Genomic DNA, 21,128 nt, shown 5'->3' on the forward strand with positions numbered 1-21,128 from the left:
AGCCAAAAAGGCCCGGCGCAGCGATGCCCGGGCCTTTTTCACGTCAGCTTCCGTTCCGTCCGCCGGGCCCTTGCTTACCAAAGTGGGGGCCATAATATCACGGCGCCCGGCAGCTGGAGAGGTTACCGTGACCTCACCTGCGCGGTGTTCGCGCCGTCCAGGATGATGCCGTCCACCTGGGCGTCGCGCAGGTCGGCGCCGGTCAGGTCCGCCTCCCGCAACACGGCGCCCCGCAGGTTCGCCCCCCGCAGGCTGGCGTTGCGCAGGCGGGCGCGGGTCAGGCGGGCCGGCCATTTGCGGTCCGGCTGCTCGGCACTTTCCAGCAGGCCCAGGTTGGCGTTCTGCAGATCGGCGCCGTTCAGGTGGGCGCGCTCGAAATTGGCCCCCCGGGCGTCCACGCCCACCAGCACCGCGTCTTGCAGGTCCACGCATTCCAGGTCGGCCATGACCAGGGATGACCCCGTCAGCACCAGGCGGCGGGCCACGGCATAGGCCATCTTGGCCGCCGTCAGGTTGCGGCCCGAGAGGGTGAGCCCACTCAGGTCGCGGCCCGACAGGTCGCCGCGGGCGCCGGAGCGGCCGGCCGCGGCCACCCAGACGGCATGGTCCTCGACCACCTCCATCACGGGCCGGGCGCTTTCCCCGCCTTCACCCGGTAGGACGGCACCCTTGCCGCGCAGCCGACCGATCAGGCTGGATTCCATGATGGCGCCCCGGAAGTTGGCGTCTTCGAGGATGGCGTCGGTGAAGATGGCGTCGGTCAAGAGCGCCCCTGCGAAGGAGGTGCCGTGCAGCCTGGTCTCCGACAGGTTGGCGCCCTGCATGTTGGCCCCCTTGAACACGGCGCCGCGCAGGTCGGCGCCCCGGAAATCCACCCCCGCCAGGTTGGCGTCGGTGAAGTCGGCGTTCAGGGTCCAGGCGCCATTCATGCGGCTTTCGCCCATGTCGGCGCCGATGGCGATGGCGGAGGTCAGGTCAGGGATGCGGCCGTCGAAGGTTTCCGGCAGGGGCTTTCCGCCGCGGTAGACGGCCAGCACCGCCTCGCGCACGTCCGCCTCCCGCATGCGGGCCTTGGTCAGGTCGGCGCCGCGCATGCTGACGCCGCGTAGGTCGGATTTCGACAGGTCCGCCTGACGCAGGCAGGCCAGGCGGAAATCACAGGCGAAAAGGGACGCGTTGCGCAGCCGCGTGCCCACCAGCTGGGCCTGGTCCAGGCGGCTGCCCGTCAGGTCCGCGTCGGTCAGGTTCAGGGTGGACAGGACAGCGCCCCGCAGGTCGTGCAGGATGAAGGCGAAACGGGCGCCACCGATGCGCCCCTCGATCAGCCGTTCATGCTTGCGGGCCGCCTCAATGACCTCAGCCGGGGTCACCCGCCGAAATTCAAACCCGTCCTGGTACTGCCGTTCAGGATGCATGCAGCCTAGCCACCCGACTTACCTCCATCGCCCTGAAATCAGAGGCGCTGACTACATTGTTGCACTGGGCCTGCCTGTTTTAGAAGCGGATTCATCCAGGATTCAGGGAAATAAACCGTCGTTCCTAGGATACAAACTTACGGCAATTCTCAACCATTGTACCGTACAGGGCACGGATCAACTCTGACGGGCGCAGTCGGCCGAAGGGAATGTTTTCAACGGCGTACTCCACCAGTACTTCCGGGGGCTTAACCGGAACAATCTCAAAACCCGCCTTGCGCAGGCCATCGACTACAGCTTGGGCCTGCTTGGTATAATTTTCGTTAAAGAAGGTTTTGTCCGCGCGCTTGATGGCTTGGGCGATGGTGTCGACGATCTGAGCCAAGGCGGCTTATCCTTTGGTGGCAGGCCTGGAACGGTAACGAGCCTTCAGCGGCTGACGCCGTGGCGGCGCAGCTCGGCACCCAGGCGGCCGGCCACGAACAGGAAGAACATGCGGAAGTCGCTGATCAGCGACCATAGCGGATAGGTGAAGGTGGCGGGCCGGTTGTGTTCCACGAAGAAGTGGCTGATCCACGCGAAGAGGTAGCCGCACACCGGGGCGGCGGCGAAGTAGCGCCAATCCCCCGTGACCAGGCCGGCGGCCAGCGCCAGCAGCACCAGGCCGGTGCCCAAGAAGTGCCAGGCCCGCGTGGCCGGCAGGGCGTGTTCGCCCAGGTAGAAGGGCCAGAACGCGTCATAGGTGGCGATGCGCGGTTCGTGTACCGTCATGGTCTTCCCTCCCAGTCTGGACGCCGCCCGCCCGTTCGCAGGGCGGCACTGACGCCTGCGCGCTTGCAAAGCCCGCCGGCCGGCCTTAAGTCTCCGCCGGATTAGACCAGAGCGGCCCCCGCCCCCGCAAGCGGCCCCGCCCCTGGTCCCCGCCAGAGATATGAGGAGCATGACCATGGGCTATAAAGTCGCCGTCGTGGGCGCCACGGGCAATGTCGGGCGCGAGATGCTGCAGATCCTGGCGGAACGGGAATTCCCGGTGAGCGAGGTGGTGGCCCTGGCGTCCGAGCGGTCCATCGGGTCGGAGATCAGCTTCGGCGACGATGACCTGCGCGTCCAGGACTTGGCCAAGTTCGACTTCGCCGGCACCGACATCGTGCTGTCCTCGGCCGGCGCCAAGGTTTCCGCCCAGTTCGCGCCCAAGGCCGCTGCGGCCGGCGCCGTGGTCATCGACAACACCAGCCACTTCCGCATGGATCCGGACGTGCCCCTGGTGGTGCCGGAGGTGAACCCCGAGGCTATCGCCGGCTATAAAAAGAAGGGGATCATCGCCAACCCCAACTGCTCCACCATCCAGATGGTGGTGGCGCTGAAGCCCCTGCACGACCTGGCCCGCATCCGCCGCGTGGTGGTGTCGACCTACCAGTCCGTGTCGGGTGCCGGCAAGGAAGCGATGGATGAGCTGTTCACCCAGACCCGCGCCATCTATGTGAACGACCCTGTCGAGAAGAAGCAGTTCACCAAGCAGATCGCCTTCAACGTCATCCCCCACATCGACGTCTTCATGGAAGACGGCACCACCAAGGAAGAGTGGAAGATGACGGTGGAGACCAAGAAGATCCTGGACCCGTCCATCAAGGTGACGGCCACCTGCGTGCGCGTGCCGGTGTTCATTGCCCATTCCGAGGCGATCAACGTGGAGTTCGAGAACCCCATCAGCGCCGACGAGGCCCGTGCCGCCCTGCGCCGGGCCAAGGGCGTGTCGCTGATCGACCACCAGGCCGACGAAGGCTATGTCACCCCCGTCGAGGCCGCCGGCGACGACCTGGTGTTCGTCAGCCGCCTGCGCGAGGACTTCACTGTGGAAAACGGCCTGAACCTGTGGGTCGTCTCCGACAACCTGCGCAAGGGCGCCGCGCTGAACGCCGTGCAGATCGCCGAACGGCTGATCAAGGATTATTTGAAGAAGTAGGCGGCGGGCTGACGGCAGCCCGTTTGACCGCACCCAGGAAAAAGGGCGCCGCCTCGATCAGGCTGGCGCCCTTTTTTCATGGCAAGGCGGTCAGACGTGGGAGCCTGGCGCCTTGGTGCCCCATTGCGTCAGGAAGGCCGCCACCTTGCCGGTATCGTAGCCTTTGCCCTGTTCCAGCAGGCCGGTATCCTGGGAGTGCAGCACCTTGCCCTCGCCATCCAGGACGAACAGGTGGGGATAGCCCGCCACCTTGGGCCACTGGCCCAGCAGCGCCTCGTTCTTGTTCTCCTTGCTCCAGTTCACCTTCACGGTGACGAAGCCCTGGTCGCGCAGCGTGCGCAGCCGCGCATCATCAGTGAACAGGGCGTCGAAGCGATGGCACCACACGCACCACTCCCCGCCCACGTCCACCAGCACCCGCTTGCCCTGCGCCTTGGCCTGGGCCGCCGCCTCGGCCACATCATGGGCAGCGTCCCGGGCGGGATCGAACGCCTCGACCGCGGCGGGGGCGGTGTCCGCGGCACGGACGGGCGCCGGCATCATCAGGGGCGCCACCACCAGGGACAGCGCGATCAGCAGGGGACGCATCGGGGCCACTCCTCTCACGACTGCTTGGCCGTCACTTCCAATTCGCAGATGGGCGAAGCCATGCCGCGCGCCGACAGGCGGACGTGCATGCCCTGGGCGTCGCGCACCTTCAGCGTGGTGGCGGCGCCCGCCGCCAGGTCCATGGTGCGGCCGGCCGTGGCCACCGTGCTGTCGGTCAGGATGTATTCCAGGGTGCAGCGGCGGTTGCCGATGTTGCGGAACAGGGCCTCACCCGGGCCGCTGATCTTGAAGCCGAAACTGCGGCCATCGTTGAAATCCATCCGGCCGGCGCAGGGACTGCCGGCCCCCACCACGCATTCCACGTCGCGCGGCGGCGCCTTGGCATTGCCCACCAGGCGGGGGTCGCGCAGCAGCGGCTGGTTGGCCGTCACGGGCTCGCCCGCACCCGGCGCACCGTCCTGCGGCGGAGGAGCGGCCTGAGCCAAGGCGCCGCCGGCGGCCAGGCACAGCAAAGCCGCCAGCAGGGCGCCTCCCAGTTGGGTGCCACGGCGCGTTGCGGAGGAGATAATCAGGCGACGGGGACGCGACGGCATCGGGGAAAGGCTCCTCGTGGCAATGGACCGGCCCCCCAAGGGACGGGGCGGACGGCCTGTCCTAGGGGTAGCCCCGCCGCAGCCTGTGGGCAAGCCGCATGACGCGGGACAAAGGGACGCGAAGACTGTTACCACGGATGGAAGGCCGCCGGCCGTCGCCCCCATCACAGGCCGGCGCTACGCTGCCCCATTCTGTTCCGCCCTTCTTGTACGAGCCCGCCTCATGGCCACCACCGCCCGTCCCCGCCGCTCCGCCCTGTACATGCCGGGGTCCAACGCCCGCGCGCTGGAAAAGGCCAAGGGACTGGAGGCCGATGTCCTGATCCTGGATCTGGAGGACGCGGTGGCGCCGGACGCCAAGGATCTGGCGCGCGACCAGGTGCAGGCCGCCGTGGCCGCCGGCGGCTTCGGCCGACGCGAAGTGCTGATTCGCGTCAACGGTCTGGACACGCCCTGGGGCCATGCCGACCTGGCGGCGGCAGCCCGATCAGGCGCCCACGGCGTGCTGATCCCCAAGGTGGAGTCGGCGGAGGCGGTACGTCAGGCGGATCGCCTGCTGGCGGCGCATGGGGCTGCCCCCGGGACGCCCAACGGCCTTCCCTTGTGGGTCATGATGGAAACGGCGCTGGGCATGCTGAATGCCAAGGAGATCGCGTCCGCCTCCCCCAGGCTGGCCGGCCTGGTGCTGGGCACGTCGGACCTGGCCAAGGAACTGCACGCCCATCACACGCCCCTGCGCCTGCCCGTGATCACGGCCTTGGGCCTGTGCCTGCTGGCGGCCCGCGCCCACGGCCTGGCCATCCTGGACGGCGTGCACCTGGACCTGGACGACGATGCCGGCCTGGAGGCCAGCTGTCGTCAGGGGGTGGAGTTGGGCTTCGACGGCAAGACCCTGATCCATCCCAAGCAGCTGGCGGCCGCCAACGCCGCCTTCGCCCCCGACGCGGCATCGCTGGACCGCGCCCGCCGCATCATCGCCGCCCATGCCGAGGCCATGGCCCAGGGCAAGGCCGTCGTGCTGGTGGACGGCCGCCTGGTGGAGGCCCTGCATGTGGCGGAGGCCCACCGGCTGGTGGCGCTCGCAGCGTCGATTGGGGCGGCCGCGATCAGCGGCTGACACGGTGCGCGCTCAGGTTTCCCCTTTGGTGACCCGGCGCTCAACGGCCACCGGCTGGATGGCGTAGCCACCGAAAGCCGTCAACGCCGCCTGCATCGTCGACCAGGCCCAGTTCTCGGGCTTGCCGTCGTTCAACCTGAACCACCCGACGTAGTTCTTGGAAAAGCCCGGTTCCCGGAACCCCATTTTGTTCAGCTTGTGGCCAACCGCCGCCGTGATTACGCGGCGCAGGGCCGGATTGGCCTCCGCGGACTCGATCTCGCACGGGATGACGGGCTCGCTCGTCTTGCTGCACTGGATATGAAACTCGCCCCAACTGAGGATGACGACCCGGCGGCCAGGCCCGCTCACCCCCAGGAGCCAAGTGTAGGCGTCAGCGATCTCCTTGACGTTCTGCTTGACCAGGGACTCGGCCGCGTCCGGCTCCATGGGGATGGACTTCAGCGGCTTGGGCAGGCGCGACTCATCCTCGTCATCCATGCCCGCGACCTCGCAGTTTTCCCCTAGGTCCTTCGGGGAGCGGTCGTTGAACGCGACCTCCCCGCCGAAGTCGCGGCCAGAGGGATTGCGCGGCGGGCAGGCCACCGCGGGGTAGGACCCGGTCTCGGTCTCGATGTCCTCCAGTCCCACGTCGTAACCCCCAACAAGTGTGGCGACCATGAAACCGGCCAGCTTGTCGTTCGGCCACTGCGACGGGTCCAGACGCGCGACGAAATTGCCGGTCTTGCGGTCGGAGACGTAGCCCAGTTCCTTCAGGTTCGCCCGTCGCTTCTTGCTCAGAGCGTGGCGCATCCAGGGCTGCCCCCGCGGCCCCGCCGCCTCGCAGGTAATGACCGGCTCATGCGGCGCCCGCCGGCATTGCACGAACTGGTCGCCGTCGTGCGCCTCCACCACGGCGCCGCGCCCATCCATCTGGTCGGCATGCGCCAGGGCGGCAACCGCCTTGGTCAACGCCTGCTGCGGCGCTTCCTTGGCCTGAGCCCCGGCGATAGGGGGAAACGCCATCGCCATGCCCACAGCAGCGATCCTCAGGATCTTCATTCGGAGGCTCCCTTATTTGGTCGGTTTGGAGGTGTGGCGCTCCACCTCCAACGGCAGGAACACGTAGGTGCCAAAACCCTGCTGCGCCGCCTGCGCCAAGGTCTCGGCGATGGCCTTGACGTCCTTGTCCCGGGCATCGTTTCGAAGCGGAAAGTTCTGGGCGTAGTTCAGAGAATAGCCGGGTTCCAGAAACCCCAGCTTTTCCAGCCGGCGGCCGGCGGCGGCGTTCAGCACCGGCTTCAGCCGGGGCATGATGTCGGCGGACACCACCTCGCACTGCATCGACGGGTCCTCCGCCTTCAAGCACTGGATGTAGAAGTCTCCCCAGGAAAAAATGACTATGTGACGCTCCGGCCCCGTGCCGTCGGCCACCCAGTCCACCGCCTCCGCGATGGTCTTGTATTGCTGGGACAGCAGATCCGGTGCGTTGTCCGGCTTGTGCGGCCGGGGTGGCAGTGGATCATCATCGCTATCATCATCCTGCCCTTCGAGGCGGCAGCCTTCGGTCAGCTTGTTAACCGGGGTGCCGAACGCCGCGATCGCCCCACCATAAGGATTTCCGGCGGCAACCCGCGCCGGACAGTCGGCGGCCGGAAACCACCCATGTCGCATTGTGGGGTCCTGGCCACTTTTGCCGTACCCGACGTCCAGTGCATGGATCATGAAGGCCACCAGCGCCTGGGGCTCAGGCGGCGGGTCCCACCGCCGGATGAAGTTCCCTGTTTGTCGGTCGGCGGTGAAGCCCATCTCCTTCAAGGCGGCACGGCGCTCCTTGGTCAGGACGTGGCGCATCCAGGGTTGGCCCCGCTTCCCGGCCGCTTCGCAGGTGATGATGGTCTGGCGCGGCAGATGCCAGCACTGGACGAACTTGTAGCCGTCGCTGACCTCCACCAGTCCGCCGCGCGCCTGCGGATCATCCTCATAAAGCTGGGTCTGAACAGCCTTGGTGATCGACTCCGCGGTCGGATCCTTCGCCCAAGCCATGCCGGAACCCAACAGGGCCAGAATCGCGCCCACGACGGCGCCTCCTATCCCGCTCATGCCACCCCCGTATGTTGCCTTATGGGCAATCTACTTGTGGGCGTTTACCTTATCAATGATGCAACTAAGGCGCCTGCCGATATTGATAGCTATAGACAGTCCCGAACCCCGCCCGGGCGTAGGTCGCCAATGCCGGGTGGTTGGCGCCACCCACCTGGAGATAGGCGCGGGTGGCGCCCGCCTGCACCCCGGCCGCCAGCAGGCGCGTCAGCAGGCGGCGCGACAGGCCCCGGCCGCGCTGCCCCGGCGCGACCAGCACTTTGTAGATGCCCAGCCATCCGCGATCAGCGACTCCAAGCGCGCTGCCGGCGTAACGGTCACCGTCCCAGGCGCTGACGTAAAGCGTGGGGACGGCGATGGCGGCCAACAGGCGCCGCATCGGATCTTCTTCCCGAGGCGGCAACGGCAGCGCCTGAGCGTAGCCGGTCAGCAGGTCGGGTGCGGGGCCGCCCTCCACCCGCCAACGGAGGCCATCGTCCCCCACGGCCAGGCGGGTGGGGTCGATACCGGCTGTCTGCACCAAGTTCTCCTCCTGCCGCAGATAGCCACGCCGATCCAGTTCCGCCGTCAGGTCAGGCGGGGCCATGGGCGTGATGCGGAAACGGGGGGGCAGGCCTTCGCGGGTGTAGGCCGCCTCCGCCCGGTCCACCTTTTCCGCCACCGGCAGCACGCCGGCCGACAGGCAGGTCACCGAGTTGGAGCGGCCCGAATGCCCCTGTGAGAACCGCAGCAGCCAGCCGTCATCGTGGATGGTCTTCAGGGCGGGCCAGGCCGTCAGGCACAACTCTTCCAGCAGGCGGCACAAGTCGTTGGCGGACAAGACGGAAACTTTCGCGGGGCGACGAGGTTGACGCCAGCACTGTACCGGTCGTCCCCATGCGCGGCAATCGGCCCGGCCGATGGCGGAAGCCGTGGGGCGAAGAAGTTCCCCAGGGCGCGTCGGAAGCGACGGTCCTCAGCCATGTCGAAAGAATCACGCACCCATGCGCCCCACCCCTTGTATTCGCAAAAGTCGGCCCCAGACAGGGCGTTGACGGACAAGAGGCGGGGGCGTAATTGACTTCACATCCTATCCGCCCCCGGCGGTGCAACAATTCGGCCGGCGTCGCGACCCGCATGTCGCGGGCGCCATATGGCCGGTGCGGCACCGGCACCTGATAATCCAAAAGGACGAGGACGCGCGAATCATGAGCGAGACCAGCGTGGCCAAAAAGGCACGGCCGCTGTCGCCCCACCTCCAGGTCTATCGCCTACCCCTGCCCGCCGTGTCGTCGATCACGCACCGCTTCACCGGCATCGCCCTGACCGTCGGCACCCTGGTGTTGACCTGGTGGCTGGTGGCAGCCGCCAGCGGCCCCGACGACTTCGACACGGCGCAGCACGTGCTGGGCAGCCCCATTGGCCTGCTCTGCCTGCTGGGCTGGACCTGGGCCTTCGGCTACCACCTGCTGAAGGGCATCCAGCACCTGATCTGGGACACCGGCACCGGCATCACCAATGCCAGCGCGCATCGCAGCTCCGCCCTGGTGTTCGGCGGTTCCTTCGTTCTGACGGCGATCGTCTGGATCGCCGCTTTCGCCCTCTGACGGGAGCGCGCATTCCATGGCTTCTACGTCCGACAACGGCTTCCGCACGCGCCTCGGCCGCGTACGCGGCCTCGGCTCCGCCAAGAGCGGCGGCGCCCATTGGCTGGCCTACCGCATGGTCGCGGCCCTGCTGGTCCCGCTGACCGTCTGGTTCCTCTACTCCATCGTCCGCCTGGCCAAGGCGGAGCATGCCGACGCCATCGCCTGGGTGCACCAGCCGGTGAACGCGGTCCTGCTGCTGATCACCCTGATCGCCACCTTCCACCATGCCGCCGCCGGCATGCGGGAAGTCTACGAAGATTACATTCACGGCAAGCTGGCGCGCCTGATCGCCATCGGGCTGACCAACGGCGCCGCCATCCTGCTGGCCGCCGCGAGCGTCTTCGCCGTGCTCAAGATCGCCTTCGGGGCGTGAGGAAGGACTGTCATGGCTAACGCCTATCCCATCATCGACCATCAGTACGACGTCGTCGTCGTGGGCGCCGGCGGCGCCGGCCTGCGCGCGACCTTCGGCATGGCCGAAAAGGGCCTGAAGACGGCCTGCATCACCAAGGTGTTCCCCACCCGCAGCCACACCGTGGCGGCCCAGGGTGGCATCTCCGCCGCGCTCGGCAACATGGGCGAGGACGACTGGCGCTACCACATGTACGACACCGTGAAGGGGTCGGACTGGCTGGGCGACCAGGACGCCATCGAGTACATGGTGCGTGAGGCCGTCCCGGCCATCATCGAGCTGGAACACTACGGCGTGCCCTTCTCGCGCACCCCGGAAGGCAAGATCTACCAGCGCGCCTTCGGCGGCATGACCACCCGCTACGGCGAGGGTCAGGCCCGGCGCACCTGCGCCGCCGCCGACCGCACCGGCCACGCCATCCTGCACACCCTGTATCAGCAGAGCCTGAAGCACGAAGCCGAGTTCTTCGTGGAATACTTTGCGCTGGATCTGCTGATGGAAGACGGCGAGTGCAAGGGCGTCCTGGCCTGGAACCTCGACGACGGCACCATCCACCGCTTCCGCGGCCACCAGACGGTGCTGGCCACCGGCGGCTACGGCCGCGCCTACTTCAGCTGCACCTCGGCCCACACCTCCACCGGCGACGGCGGCGGCATGGTGCTGCGCGCAGGATTGCCCCTGCAGGATATGGAGTTCGTGCAGTTCCACCCCACAGGCATCTACGGCTCCGGCTGCCTGATCACCGAGGGTGTGCGCGGTGAGGGCGGTTACCTGACCAACAGCTCGGGCGAGCGCTTCATGGAGCGGTACGCCCCATCGGCCAAGGACCTGGCCAGCCGCGACGTGGTCAGCCGCTCCATGACCGTGGAAATCCGCGAGGGTCGCGGCGTGGGTGAGCACAAGGACCACATCCACCTGCACCTGGAGCATCTGGACCCGGCCATCATCCACGAGCGCCTGCCCGGCATCGCCGAGACCGCCAAGGTCTTCGCCAACGTGGACGTGACGCGCGAGCCCATCCCCGTGCTGCCGACCGTGCACTACAACATGGGCGGCATCCCCACCAACTACCACGGTGAGGTCATCAACCCGACGGCCGAGAACCCGGACCAGGTGGTCCCGGGCCTGATGGCCATCGGCGAGGCGGCCTGCGTGTCGGTGCACGGCGCCAACCGCCTGGGCTCCAACTCGCTGCTGGACCTGGTGGTGTTCGGCCGCGCCGCCGCCAACCGCGCCGCCGAGACGGTGAAGAAGGGTGCCGCGCACAAGACCCTGTCACAGGACGTGACGGACAAGGCGCTGGCCCACCTGGACAAGGTGCGCAACGCCAAGGGCGGCACCCGCGTCGCCCACCTGCGCCTGGAAATGCAGAAGATCATGCAGAACAACTGCGCCGTCTTCCGCACCGGCGAGGTGCTGGAGGAAGGCGTGGAGCTGATGAAGGGCGTGTGGTCCAAGCGTGACGACATCGCCGTCAGCGACCGCTCGCTGATCTGGAACTCCGACCTGGTGGAAGCGCTGGAGCTGGACAACCTGATGCGCCAGGCCGTGGTCACCATCAACTCGGCGGCCAACCGCAAGGAAAGCCGCGGGGCGCACGCCCGCGAGGACTTCCCCGAGCGCGACGACCACGAGTGGATGAAGCACACCACGTCCTGGGTGGATGAGAAGGGCGCCGTCACCCTCGGTGACCGTCCCGTCCACATGTACACCCTGACCGGTGACATTGACGTCATCCCGCCCAAGAAGCGCGTCTACTGACGCCTTAGCCGAACGGACCCGATGCCATGGCCGAGTTCTCCCTTCCCGCCAATTCCAAGGTTCACACCGGCAAGACCACGTCGGTGAAGACGTCCGCCACCAAGCGGGCCAAGACCTTCCGCATCTATCGCTATGACCCGGACAAGGGCAGCAACCCCACCGAGGACCGCTACGAGATCGATCTCGACAAGTGCGGCCCCATGGTGCTGGACGCCCTGATCCACATTAAGAACGACATCGACAGCACGCTGACCTTCCGCCGGTCGTGCCGTGAGGGCATCTGCGGCTCTTGCGCCATGAACATCGACGGGCGCAACACGCTGGCCTGCCTGAAGGCCATCGACGACGTGAAGGGCGACGTCAAGATCTACCCGCTGCCGCACATGCCGGTGGTGAAGGATCTGGTGCCGGACCTGAACACCATCTACGCCCAGTACACCTCCATCAAACCCTGGCTGCAGAGCCAGAGCCCGGCGCCGTCGCGTGAGCGGCTGCAGAGCCCGGAGGAGCGTGAGAAGCTGGACGGCCTTTATGAGTGCATCCTGTGCTTCTGCTGCTCCACCAGCTGCCCCAGCTATTGGTGGAACGGCGACAAGTACCTGGGCCCGGCCATCCTGCTGCAGGCCTACCGCTGGATCGCCGACAGCCGCGACGAAATGACGGGTGAGCGTCTGGACAACCTGGAAGACCCCTTCCGGCTGTACCGCTGCCACACCATCATGAACTGTACCCAGACCTGCCCCAAGGGCCTGAACCCGGCGAAGGCCATCGCCGAGATCAAGAAGCTGATGGTGGCCAGGGCCGCCTGATGTTCCCTTGAAGACGGTCCCCGGGGCGCCTTTTGCCGCCCCTGCGCCCAAAAAAGTGAAAGGCCGCGCCGGTTCGCCGTCGCGGCCTTTCTCATATGCGCCGCCACGGGGTGGCCACAAGGCGGTGGTGGGCCAGAGAGCACGATAGGCGTGTAAATTTGCAAAGGGGTATGCGATAGCAGGCACAGTCTTGCAAAGATGTCCCCTCCGACCCGGTATGCCACTGGGGTGGCGGACAGCACCATTCCCGGAACAGTTGATGGCCCTGAATACCGCCGCCCCGTCGACCATGGCGAACGACGATACGCCGCCGCCGCCATCGCCCAGCCCGCGCACCGCCCCGGCGCGCAGGCACCACGTATGGGCGGTGATCGCGGTGCTGGTGGCGCCCCTGTTGGCGAAGCTGCATCTCATCCTGGGGTTCCGCCTCGCGGACCCGCGCCTGCTGCATTCGGGCCTGGGCGTCGATGTCGTGATGCCCAGAGGGTTGGCCACGCTGGACCCTAATGTCGCCATCACCAGTCAGGCGCTGGGACACCGGGCTGCCTTGGATCTGTTGGCTGGTCATATTCCCTGGTGGAACCCTTATGAGGGCGTGGGCGGCCCCATGGCCGGGGAGATGCAGTCCGCGGCCCTGTTCCCGCTGAACCTGCTGCTGGCCCTGCCCGACGGGCAGCTCTACATGCACCTGTCACTGCAGCTGGTGGCGGGCCTGTTCACGGTGTTGCTGATGCGGCGCCTGGGCACCTCGGCCCTGGCTGCGGGCGTGGCTGGGCTGCTGTTCGAATTCAACGGCACGTTCGCATGGTTGGCGAACGCCGTCGTCAACCCCATCCCCTTCCTGCCCATGGTGGTATTGGGCGTGGAGGAGGTCCGGCACCGGGTGGTGGCCGGCCTGCGCGGAGGATGGGCCTGGATCGTGGCCGGGCTTGCGCTGTCGCTCTATGCCGGTTTCCCTGAGGTCGCCTATCTCGACGGCCTGTTGGTCGGGGCCTGGACCCTGGCGAGGCTACCGCTTCACACCAAGGCCGTATTGACCGCCTACGCGGCCAGGGTCGGGTTGGGTGTCGTCGGTGGCCTGGCGCTGGCCGCCCCCATCCTCATCGCCTTCCTGGGCTATTTGCCGTACGCGTTCGTCGGCGGACACGAGGGTAACGGCTTTCGCGACGCCCATGTCGATGCGCAGCATTTCGTCAACCTGACCATTCCGTATCTGTTCGGCCGGCTGGCTGACTTGCCCGGGGGGGAGGGTGGCTGGTTCTGGGGCAGCGTCGGCGGCTACATGCCCATCGGTCTCACCGCCCTGGCCATCGCCGGCTGTTTCGGACGCCCGTTGCGTGGCTTGCGCTGGACCTTGGCTGCCTGGACCGTGGCGGCTTTGGCCGCGATTTATGGCCTTCCGGTCATCGGCCGGCTCATCACCAGCATCCCGGCCGTCGGCAACGCCGCCTTTTTCCGCTATCTGCCGCCATCGGCGGAATTCTCCGTCGCGATCCTGGCGGGACTGGCGTGCCAGGACATGATCCAGTCCGGCGCGCAGGCTATGGGGCGTCGCCCGGCCCCGGCCCTGCTGGCCGGAGTCCTGCTGGCAAGCGCGACGGCGGCCGCGGGTCTCCTCATCGCCGCCCACTATTATGTCGAGATGCCCCGCCCCTCGCACTGGTTTAGGAACGCGCTGTGCGTGGCGGCTCTGACCGTCCTTCTCCTTTTCTTGCTCAGCGTCGCACGCCTGCCTGGCCGGCGGCGCGCCGTGGCGGCCGGGGCCGTCGTCGCGGTCGAGGCCGTCCTCATGTTCGTGGTCCCCACGACGTCCAATCCGCCAAAAGGCATCCTGATCGAGGACGGCGTGCGCTTCCTGCAAGCGCACCTGGGTCTGCAGCGCTTCTTCTCCATGGGCCCTGTCGCCCCCAATTACGGCGCCTATTACGGTATCGCCGGCATCAATCATGACGACCTGCCGCTGCCCCGGTCCTGGGTCGATTACGTGGCGGTGCACCTGGACGCCAACGTCCACCACATTGCATTCGACGGCAAACAACGGAACTCGGGCGATGGACCCTCCGTCGAGGAGAACCTGCGCGCCAATCTCGCGGAGTATGAGAAAGTCGGCGTGCGCTATGTGGTGACTGCGGCCGCCGGCAACCCCTTCAGATGGACCCCTCGGGAGTTCCGGGTGGACCGCCCGGGCGGCCTGCCCATCCCGCTCTCCGATGGCGGAACGGCGGTCATCGGATGGAACCGACCGGACCTGCCACAGCCCATCGAGGGCGTTGGGGTCCTGATCGGCACCTATGGTGGCAAATCCGACGGCGTGCTGCGGGCATCCATCTGCGCCGATGACATGTGCGCCGACCAAGTCCTTGACCTGACCCAGGCGACCGACAACCAGTTCCTGCCGATCAAGCTGGACCATCCGCTCCCCCCGCCCAAGAACCGCCTGACGGTCACCCTGCGCAAGACGGGCGCCTACCCCGTGGCGCTCTGGTCGTTCCCGTCCTCATCCGACAGCCGCATGACCTTGACCGTGGATGGCTACACCGGTCCGCCCCATGAGGTGCGAATCAACGTCGATCTGGCGACCGACGATCGCGGCCCGTCGCGAGTCTATACCGACCGGGCCATGACCATTTTCGAATTGCCCGATCCGGCACCCTATTTCTCCGCCGAGGGCTGCCAATTGCAGGCGGAAGCGCGGGACAGACTGGTCGCCGACTGCGCGGCGGCCAGTATCCTGAAACGCCAGGAATTGTTCCTGCCCGGTTGGACCGCCGACGTGGTCGGCATGCCGCGGCAGGAGGTTCGGCCGGATGGACCCATCTTTCAGCGGATCTCCCTGCCGGCGGGGCGCTCGGAAGTCCGCTTCAATTACAGCCCGCCCTATATGCAGGTGGGATACGCCTTGTTCCTGCTGGGGATAGGGGTATTGCTGTGGTCGCTGCATCCCGCTGGACGCCCCTCCTTCCCGCTGGAAACCGGCGGCAGCGGTCCTCGCTGACGGTCGCGGTGTTTCCCTGGGGCGCCGTTTTGGAGGGCGAGAATGGCGGGCGTCATCGGAACAGGCCGGTTGCAAAAGTGTCCGCCATGGCCGATGAGGAAGGATCAATCCGCCTCTCCACCACCGAGATGGACGCCTTGCCCAGCAGCTTGATGCAACGCCTGCCGCCACAGCCCACCGGCGCGATAATCCATGCGTCTCTGTGGCGCTCCAGCGGCTTCCGGGCCATCACCCTGCTCATCCTCGCCCCCATTCTGGCCAAGCTCGGCCTGATCCTGGGCTGGCGCCTGGCGGACCCGCGTTTCGTCGAAGGCTGGCTGGCCAGCGGCGTCACGCGCGACGGGCTGTCCACGCTGGACCCCAACATCGCCTACACCAGTCATGCCTTGGGGCATCGCGCGGCGCTGGACTGGCTGTCCGGCCACATTCCCTGGTGGAACCCTTATTCCGGCATCGGCATGCCGCTGGCCGGCGACATGCAATCCGCCGCCCTGTTCCCGCCCACCCTGTTGCTGGCCCTGCCGAACGGCCAGTTGTACCTGCACATCGGCCTGCAGATCGCATCGGGCGTCTTCACCTGGCTGCTCATGCGGCGCCTGGGGGTCACGGCGTTGGGCGCCATCGTGGCCAGCCTGCTGTTCGAGTTCAACGGCACCTTCGCCTGGCTGGCCAATGCCGTCATCAACCCCATCCCTTTCCTTCCCATGGTGTTGCTGGGCGTGGAAGAGGCGCGGGGGCGCGCGCTGGCCGGCCAGACGGGCGGCTGGGGATGGATCGCCGGCGGCCTGGCGCTGTCGCTTTACGCCGGCTTCCCCGAAGTCGCCTATTTCAACGGTCTGCTGATCGCCCTCTGGACCCTGGCACGGCTGGCAGGCCTGGGGGGCCGCTCCATGGCGTATATGGCGCGTGTCGCCACCGGGACGGTGGCCGGCCTGCTGCTGGCCGCCCCCATCCTCATCGCCTTCGGGGAGTATCTGGGCCACGGCTATCTGGGCAACCATGCCGCCGGCGGCTTCCGTCATTCGCATCTCGACATCCAGCGCCTGCTGACCCTGTTCCTGCCCTATGCCCTGGGTGAGTTGGGCCATACGCCGGACGCGCAGGCCTTCATATTCTGGGGCGCCGTCGGCGGTTATACCGGCCTGGTCCTGGTGGTGGTGGCCGCGATGGCGGTCTGGCGCCCCTGGCTGCGCGGGTTGCGGCTGACGCTGGCCGGTTGGTGCGTGGTGGTGACGGGCGCGGTCTATGGCCAGCATGCGATGGTGGCCTTGCTCACCGCCATCCCGGCGGTCGGCGACGCGATGTTCTTCCGGTACTTCAACCCGTCGATCTCGTTCGCGCTGGCCGTGCTGGCCGGCCTGGCCTGCCATGACCTGGCGGAGCGGGCGGCGGAACGACGACCCGGGCTCGTCTACTGGGGCGGCTTGGCCGCGGGCGTGGCATGCTTGGTGGCGCCGCTTTGGCTGTCCCATCGGCTGTACATGAACGCCCCCTTCGTGCCCATCCTGGCCCGGTCGCTGATTTACGCCGTGGTGGCGCTGCTGGCCGTCCGCGAACTGGGCGGCGGCACCTTCAGCAACCGCACGCGGGCTTGGGTACTGGGCACCGCAGCCGTCGCCGAAGCGGTGGTCCTGTTCGTGCTGCCCCTGCGCAATTATCCCAAAAGCGGCCGGCTACAGACGGCCGGCGTGGAATTCCTGCAAAACAACCTGGGCCTGCAGCGCTTCTACACCCTGGGGCCCATCCAGCCCAACTACAGCGCCTATTACGGTATCGCGGGCATCAATCACAACGACCTGCCGCTGCCCGCGGCCTGGGTGGACCACGTTTTCACCCATCTGGACAACAACACCATCGAATCGGCCTTCGACGGCCATGACCGCAAGGTGGCGGGGGGACCGACCGCCCTGGAGAACCTGCGCGCCAATCTGGACGCCTATCGGGCCCTGGGCGTGAAGTACCTGGTGGCGCCCACCGGCCAAAGCCCCTTCGACTGGAAGCCGCCAGGCGTGCCCGTCAGCATGACCGAGGTCTTGCGCCTGGACGACGGCGGCAGCGCCAGCCTGGTCCTGCCGCCTGACCCGTCCATGGCCGCCGACCGCGAGGTGCGGTCGGTCGGCGTCCTGGTGGCCACGTATGTGGGACAGAGCAAGGGCACGCTGGCCGTGCGCTTCTGCGCCGCCGACCGCTGCGCGGAAGGACGCCGGGACCTGGCCACGGCGGCCGACAACCAGTACCTGTCCATCCCCTTGGACACGCCTGTGCCTTGGGCGGGCCCCATGACCATCACCTTCCGCAAGGTCGGGGGCGACTTCCCCGTGGGGCTGTGGACCACGCCGGCACCGGCACGGGATCCGCAAGTGACCTTGCGCTTCGCCTCCCCCGTGGCCGGCGATGAGGTCATGGACATCGTCGAGTTGCCCGGCGCCCGCCCCTATTTCACAGCCGAGGGATGCCGGCTGACGCCCGCCAGCCGTGAGAGGGTGACAGCCGACTGCCCCGCCCCGGCCACGCTGACGCGCCTGGAACTGTTCATGCCGGGCTGGACGGCAACCGTGAACGGGACGCCGCGGACGGTCGGCCAGGACGGCCCGCTGTTCCAGAGGATCGACCTGCCCGCCGGCCGGTCGGACGTGCGCTTCCACTATCAGCCGCCCCACATGGCCTGGGGCTATGCCGCCTTCCTTGTCGGGCTTGGTTTGGCGGCAGCCAGCGCCCTGCCCTTCGCCCGTAACCGACGTTCCGTCGCGACACCTTGACGACAACAATGACATCAGATGCCGCCAGCAGCCGCAGGCCGCTGTTCCTTGTCCTCATCGCCCCGATCCTGGCCAAGCTGCACCTGATCCTGGGCTGGCGCCTGGCCGATGCCCGCTTCCTGGAAAGCGGCATCGCCGCCAACGTCCTCAGGCGCAGCCTGGCCACGCTTGACCCCAATATTGCGTACACCAGCCAAGCCCTGGGCCACCGCGCGGCGCTGGACTGGCTGTCGGGCACCATTCCCTGGTGGAATCCCTATTCCGGCATCGGCATGCCTCTGGCCGGCGACATGCAGTCCGCCGCCCTGTTCCCGCTGACAATGCTGCTGGCCCTGTCCAATGGGCAGCTCTACATGCACATCAGCCTGCAGATCCTGGCCGGCCTCTTCACCTGGACGCTGCTGCGGCGGCTGGGCCTGGCACCGATGGCATGCGCCGTGGCGGCCCTGCTGTTCGAATTCAACGGCACATACGCCTGGCTGGGCAATGCCGTCGTCAATCCCATCTGCTTCCTGCCGATGACCCTGCTGGGCGTGGAAACCGTGCGGGCCCGCGTCCAGGCGGGCGGGCGCGGCGGCTGGGCCTGGATCATCCTGGGCCTGGCGTTGTCGCTCTATGCCGGCTTCCCCGAGGTCGCCTATTTCAACGGTTTGCTGGTCGGCGTCTGGACGCTGGCACGGCTGGCGGGCCTTTCTAACCGGCAGCGGGCGGATTACCTTGCGCGGGTGGCGCTGGGCGCAATGGGCGGCCTGCTGGTGGCGGGGCCCATCCTGGTCGCCTTCCTGGGCTATCTGCCGGACGCCAACCTGGGCGATCACAGCAACGGCGGCTTCCGCCAGGTGCACCTGTCCGCCGCCCGCCTGATCACGCTGGTCCTGCCTTATGCCCTGGGCCGGCTGAGCGACCCCGGCACGGCCGAAAGCTTCGGCTTCTGGGGGGGGGTGGGCGGTTACGCCGGTGTGGGCTTGCTGGCCCTGGGCATGATCGGCGCGGTTGGCACCCACCTGCGTCCCCTGCGCCTGGCCTTGGCGGGCTGGATCGCCATCGTCACCGGCGCCATGTACGGCCTGCCGGTGGCCAACACCCTGGTGACCGCCATCCCGGGCGTCGGCTGGGCCATGTTCTTCCGCTATTTCGCCCCCTCGGTGGCCTTCGCCCTGGCCGTCCTGGCGGGACTGGCCTGCCAGGATCTGACGGAAGCAGCAAAGCCAACGCGCCGGCAATGGCTGGGTTTCCTGGCGGCACTGGCTTTCGTCGCGCTGGCCGTGGGCCTCGCCGCCCCCCTGCTGGCGCTGAAGCCGTACCGCTCGCCCTGGCTTTGGGGCTCGCTGGCGGTGGCCGCGGTGGTCCTGGGGGGCATGGCCATCATCCTGCGCCGGTCAACTCCCGCCAACCATCGCCGCGCCGGCTGGCTGGGGGGCCTGGCGGTGGCCGAGGCGGTACTGCTGCTGCTGATACCCACCGTGTTCTATCCGAGTGCCGGCGACCTCCGGGAAGACGGCATCGCCTTCCTGCGAAGCCATCTGGGCCTGCAGCGCTTTTACACCCTGGGTCCCATACAGCCCAACTACAGCGCCTATTACGGCATTGGCGGTATCAACCACAACAACCTGCCCCTGCCGGCCACCTGGGTGGACCATGTCGTTCAACGACTGGACGACAACACCTATCCCATCGCCTTCGACGGCCGGGACCGCCGCGCCGCCACAGGGCCCACCGCGGTGGAAAATCTGCGGCGCGACCCGGACGCCTATCGTGACATGGGCGTGCGCTACGTCGTTTCCCTACCAGGCAAAGGCCCCTTTGACTGGGCTCCCCCCGGGATGGTCGACCAGAGCCAACGGCCGCTCGCCCTGGCCGACGGGGATACGGCGATCCTGACCCTGCCGGCGGGCGCCAGCCGGGTGCCATTCGATGCCAGGCGCGGCCATGTGTCCGCCGTGGGCCTGCATGTCAGTTCCCTGAAGAACGGCGCCGCCGACGGCCGCCTGACACTGCGCCTGTGCGCCGGCACCATATGCGCCGACGGCGGGCACGCCTTATCGGACGTCGTCGGTGGCAGCTATATTCTGGTTCCGCTGTCTGGAACCGTTCCGCTGGCGGGTGACGCGCCCCTGACGCTGGCGGTCAGCCGGGTGGGCGGACGCAAGCGTTTCGGCCTGGCCATGTGGACGGCGGGGACGGATACGGGGCGAGCCCTCACCCTGAACGGCGGATCGATCACGGGCGTGGAGCCCCATGTCGCCTTCGCCTTGGTCGCGGCCGAGCCAGCCGATGCCGGACCAACCGTTGAAGGCGGCGGCCCCGTCTTCCGCGACGACGTGATGCAGATCGACGCGCTGCCCGACCCCCGGCCGTACTTCGGCGCCGACGGCTGCCACTTGGCGCCCGTCAGCCGGGAACGGCTGGCGGCCGATTGCGCCGCCCCGGCCACACTGACCCGGCTGGAGCTGTTCATGCCGGGCTGGAGGGCCACCGTGAACGGCCGGGAACAGGCCGTGGCGGCCGACGGCCCGCTGTTCCAGAAGGTCGACCTGCCCGCCGGCCGGTCGGAGGTTGTTTTTCGCTATACCCCGCCGCGCATGGGCTGGGGCTACGGCGCCCTCGCCGCCGGCTTGGCCTTGACCGTGCTTGGCATGGGCCAGGGCCGGCGACGAAACCTCAGCGATCCTCGCTGACCGAGATCAGGGCGGTGTCCTTGACGACGCAGCGCATGACATGGCGGCCGGCGGCGGCGGTAATGTCGCGGCGGGGCATTAGGGTGAAGGGCTGAACCACCGTCTGCCGCCCATCCGCCTCAGTGGCCAGGACCGGCAGGTCGAAGGCGATCTTGTAATAGTCGTCGTACACATGGTCGACCTCACGCCGGCAGACGGTCGTGGCCGTGCGCGGCATGTCGTAGTGGTGGCCGCTGTCGTCGGCGTTGATGACGCAGCCGCTCAAGGATAGGCAGCCGATGGCGGCCCCCAAGATCACCCGGTTACGCATGGCCCCATTCTCCCCTTATATGGCAATGGCGCGCGACGGCGCGCCCGCCCTCTCTAC

At 67.7% G+C, this 21,128-nt stretch carries 18 protein-coding genes; 9 read left to right on the forward strand and 9 right to left on the reverse strand.

The window, feature by feature from the left end; genetic code table 11:
* Nucleotides 1–122: 122 nt before the first annotated feature.
* From FBZ88_RS29325 to FBZ88_RS29335, 3 genes are all read right to left on the reverse strand, one after another.
* Nucleotides 123–1,415 carry a pentapeptide repeat-containing protein gene (locus FBZ88_RS29325; protein ID WP_145620525.1) on the reverse strand — a complete coding sequence of 431 codons (1,293 nt, stop codon included), beginning with the start codon at nt 1,413–1,415 and terminating at the stop codon, nt 123–125.
* Between the two features lie 124 nt (nt 1,416–1,539).
* Nucleotides 1,540–1,800, reverse strand: coding sequence for a hypothetical protein (locus FBZ88_RS29330; protein WP_040844662.1), 261 nt, complete (start codon nt 1,798–1,800; stop codon nt 1,540–1,542).
* A gap of 44 nt (nt 1,801–1,844) precedes the next feature.
* Complete coding sequence (locus FBZ88_RS29335; RefSeq protein WP_145620526.1) at nt 1,845–2,186, reverse strand: Mpo1-like protein; 342 nt, start codon at nt 2,184–2,186, stop codon at nt 1,845–1,847.
* Between the two features lie 175 nt (nt 2,187–2,361).
* Between FBZ88_RS29335 and FBZ88_RS29340 the strand changes: the two genes are divergently transcribed.
* Nucleotides 2,362–3,378 (forward strand): aspartate-semialdehyde dehydrogenase, encoded by a 1,017-nt coding sequence (locus tag FBZ88_RS29340; protein ID WP_145620527.1) that lies wholly within the window; start codon nt 2,362–2,364, stop codon nt 3,376–3,378.
* Between the two features lie 90 nt (nt 3,379–3,468).
* On the opposite strand, the gene FBZ88_RS29345 is transcribed toward FBZ88_RS29340, so the two are convergent.
* Complete coding sequence (locus tag FBZ88_RS29345) at nt 3,469–3,966, reverse strand: thioredoxin family protein (RefSeq protein WP_145620528.1); 498 nt, start codon at nt 3,964–3,966, stop codon at nt 3,469–3,471.
* 14 nt (nt 3,967–3,980) lie between these two features.
* Complete coding sequence (locus FBZ88_RS29350; RefSeq protein WP_145620530.1) at nt 3,981–4,520, reverse strand: hypothetical protein; 540 nt, start codon at nt 4,518–4,520, stop codon at nt 3,981–3,983.
* 223 nt (nt 4,521–4,743) lie between these two features.
* Between FBZ88_RS29350 and FBZ88_RS29355 the strand changes: the two genes are divergently transcribed.
* Nucleotides 4,744–5,637, forward strand: coding sequence for an HpcH/HpaI aldolase/citrate lyase family protein (locus FBZ88_RS29355; protein ID WP_145620531.1), 894 nt, complete (start codon nt 4,744–4,746; stop codon nt 5,635–5,637).
* 12 nt (nt 5,638–5,649) lie between these two features.
* On the opposite strand, the gene FBZ88_RS29360 is transcribed toward FBZ88_RS29355, so the two are convergent.
* From FBZ88_RS29360 to FBZ88_RS29370, 3 genes are all read right to left on the reverse strand, one after another.
* Nucleotides 5,650–6,678 (reverse strand): hypothetical protein, encoded by a 1,029-nt coding sequence (locus FBZ88_RS29360; protein ID WP_145620532.1) that lies wholly within the window; start codon nt 6,676–6,678, stop codon nt 5,650–5,652.
* Between the two features lie 12 nt (nt 6,679–6,690).
* Nucleotides 6,691–7,695: a hypothetical protein gene (locus FBZ88_RS29365; RefSeq protein WP_145620533.1), complete on the reverse strand. Its 1,005-nt coding sequence runs from the start codon at nt 7,693–7,695 to the stop codon at nt 6,691–6,693.
* 88 nt (nt 7,696–7,783) lie between these two features.
* The gene (locus FBZ88_RS29370; protein ID WP_145620534.1) at nt 7,784–8,539 is read right to left on the reverse strand and encodes a GNAT family N-acetyltransferase; all 756 of its coding nucleotides are present in this window, start codon (nt 8,537–8,539) and stop codon (nt 7,784–7,786) included.
* 367 nt (nt 8,540–8,906) lie between these two features.
* On the opposite strand from FBZ88_RS29370, the gene sdhC reads away from it, so the two are divergent.
* The 7 genes from sdhC to FBZ88_RS29405 all read left to right on the forward strand — a co-directional run bounded on the left by sdhC (nt 8,907) and on the right by FBZ88_RS29405 (nt 20,761).
* Entirely contained in the window at nt 8,907–9,305 is a 399-nt protein-coding gene (gene sdhC, locus FBZ88_RS29375; protein ID WP_186464658.1) for a succinate dehydrogenase, cytochrome b556 subunit, read from the forward strand.
* A 16-nt stretch (nt 9,306–9,321) separates the two neighbouring features.
* Entirely contained in the window at nt 9,322–9,720 is a 399-nt protein-coding gene (gene sdhD / locus FBZ88_RS29380; RefSeq protein ID WP_145620536.1) for a succinate dehydrogenase, hydrophobic membrane anchor protein, read from the forward strand.
* Between the two features lie 12 nt (nt 9,721–9,732).
* Nucleotides 9,733–11,520, forward strand: coding sequence for a succinate dehydrogenase flavoprotein subunit (gene sdhA / locus FBZ88_RS29385; RefSeq protein ID WP_004272160.1), 1,788 nt, complete (start codon nt 9,733–9,735; stop codon nt 11,518–11,520).
* A gap of 26 nt (nt 11,521–11,546) precedes the next feature.
* Complete coding sequence (locus FBZ88_RS29390; protein WP_040844278.1) at nt 11,547–12,329, forward strand: succinate dehydrogenase iron-sulfur subunit; 783 nt, start codon at nt 11,547–11,549, stop codon at nt 12,327–12,329.
* Between the two features lie 259 nt (nt 12,330–12,588).
* Complete coding sequence (locus FBZ88_RS29395; RefSeq protein WP_145620537.1) at nt 12,589–15,324, forward strand: hypothetical protein; 2,736 nt, start codon at nt 12,589–12,591, stop codon at nt 15,322–15,324.
* An 86-nt stretch (nt 15,325–15,410) separates the two neighbouring features.
* The gene (locus tag FBZ88_RS29400) at nt 15,411–18,083 is read left to right on the forward strand and encodes a hypothetical protein (RefSeq protein ID WP_145620538.1); all 2,673 of its coding nucleotides are present in this window, start codon (nt 15,411–15,413) and stop codon (nt 18,081–18,083) included.
* Nucleotides 18,084–18,091: 8 nt separating this feature from the next.
* The gene (locus tag FBZ88_RS29405; protein WP_145620539.1) at nt 18,092–20,761 is read left to right on the forward strand and encodes a glycosyltransferase family protein; all 2,670 of its coding nucleotides are present in this window, start codon (nt 18,092–18,094) and stop codon (nt 20,759–20,761) included.
* Here the strand turns inward: FBZ88_RS29405 and FBZ88_RS29410 are convergent.
* A complete protein-coding gene (locus FBZ88_RS29410; protein ID WP_145620540.1) occupies nt 20,745–21,071 on the reverse strand; it encodes a hypothetical protein in 327 nt (108 codons plus the stop codon). The two genes, FBZ88_RS29405 and FBZ88_RS29410, sit on opposite strands and share 17 nt — an antisense overlap.
* Nucleotides 21,072–21,128 lie beyond the last annotated feature (57 nt).

The organism is Nitrospirillum bahiense (genome assembly GCF_007828025.1).
GTDB lineage: Bacteria > Pseudomonadota > Alphaproteobacteria > Azospirillales > Azospirillaceae > Nitrospirillum > Nitrospirillum amazonense.

Coding starts and splice junctions, on each gene's coding strand:
- FBZ88_RS29345 (WP_145620528.1), bottom strand. CDS start 3,966: ATGCGTCCCCTGCTGATCGCGCTGTCCCTGGTGGTGGCGCCCCTGATG.
- FBZ88_RS29350 (WP_145620530.1), bottom strand. CDS start 4,520: ATGCCGTCGCGTCCCCGTCGCCTGATTATCTCCTCCGCAACGCGCCGT.
- FBZ88_RS29405 (WP_145620539.1), top strand. CDS start 18,092: ATGACATCAGATGCCGCCAGCAGCCGCAGGCCGCTGTTCCTTGTCCTC.
- FBZ88_RS29325 (WP_145620525.1), bottom strand. CDS start 1,415: ATGCATCCTGAACGGCAGTACCAGGACGGGTTTGAATTTCGGCGGGTG.
- FBZ88_RS29360 (WP_145620532.1), bottom strand. CDS start 6,678: ATGAAGATCCTGAGGATCGCTGCTGTGGGCATGGCGATGGCGTTTCCC.
- FBZ88_RS29410 (WP_145620540.1), bottom strand. CDS start 21,071: ATGCGTAACCGGGTGATCTTGGGGGCCGCCATCGGCTGCCTATCCTTG.
- FBZ88_RS29355 (WP_145620531.1), top strand. CDS start 4,744: ATGGCCACCACCGCCCGTCCCCGCCGCTCCGCCCTGTACATGCCGGGG.
- sdhC (WP_186464658.1), top strand. CDS start 8,907: ATGAGCGAGACCAGCGTGGCCAAAAAGGCACGGCCGCTGTCGCCCCAC.
- FBZ88_RS29335 (WP_145620526.1), bottom strand. CDS start 2,186: ATGACGGTACACGAACCGCGCATCGCCACCTATGACGCGTTCTGGCCC.
- FBZ88_RS29400 (WP_145620538.1), top strand. CDS start 15,411: ATGGCCGATGAGGAAGGATCAATCCGCCTCTCCACCACCGAGATGGAC.
- FBZ88_RS29395 (WP_145620537.1), top strand. CDS start 12,589: ATGGCCCTGAATACCGCCGCCCCGTCGACCATGGCGAACGACGATACG.
- sdhA (WP_004272160.1), top strand. CDS start 9,733: ATGGCTAACGCCTATCCCATCATCGACCATCAGTACGACGTCGTCGTC.
- FBZ88_RS29390 (WP_040844278.1), top strand. CDS start 11,547: ATGGCCGAGTTCTCCCTTCCCGCCAATTCCAAGGTTCACACCGGCAAG.
- sdhD (WP_145620536.1), top strand. CDS start 9,322: ATGGCTTCTACGTCCGACAACGGCTTCCGCACGCGCCTCGGCCGCGTA.
- FBZ88_RS29340 (WP_145620527.1), top strand. CDS start 2,362: ATGGGCTATAAAGTCGCCGTCGTGGGCGCCACGGGCAATGTCGGGCGC.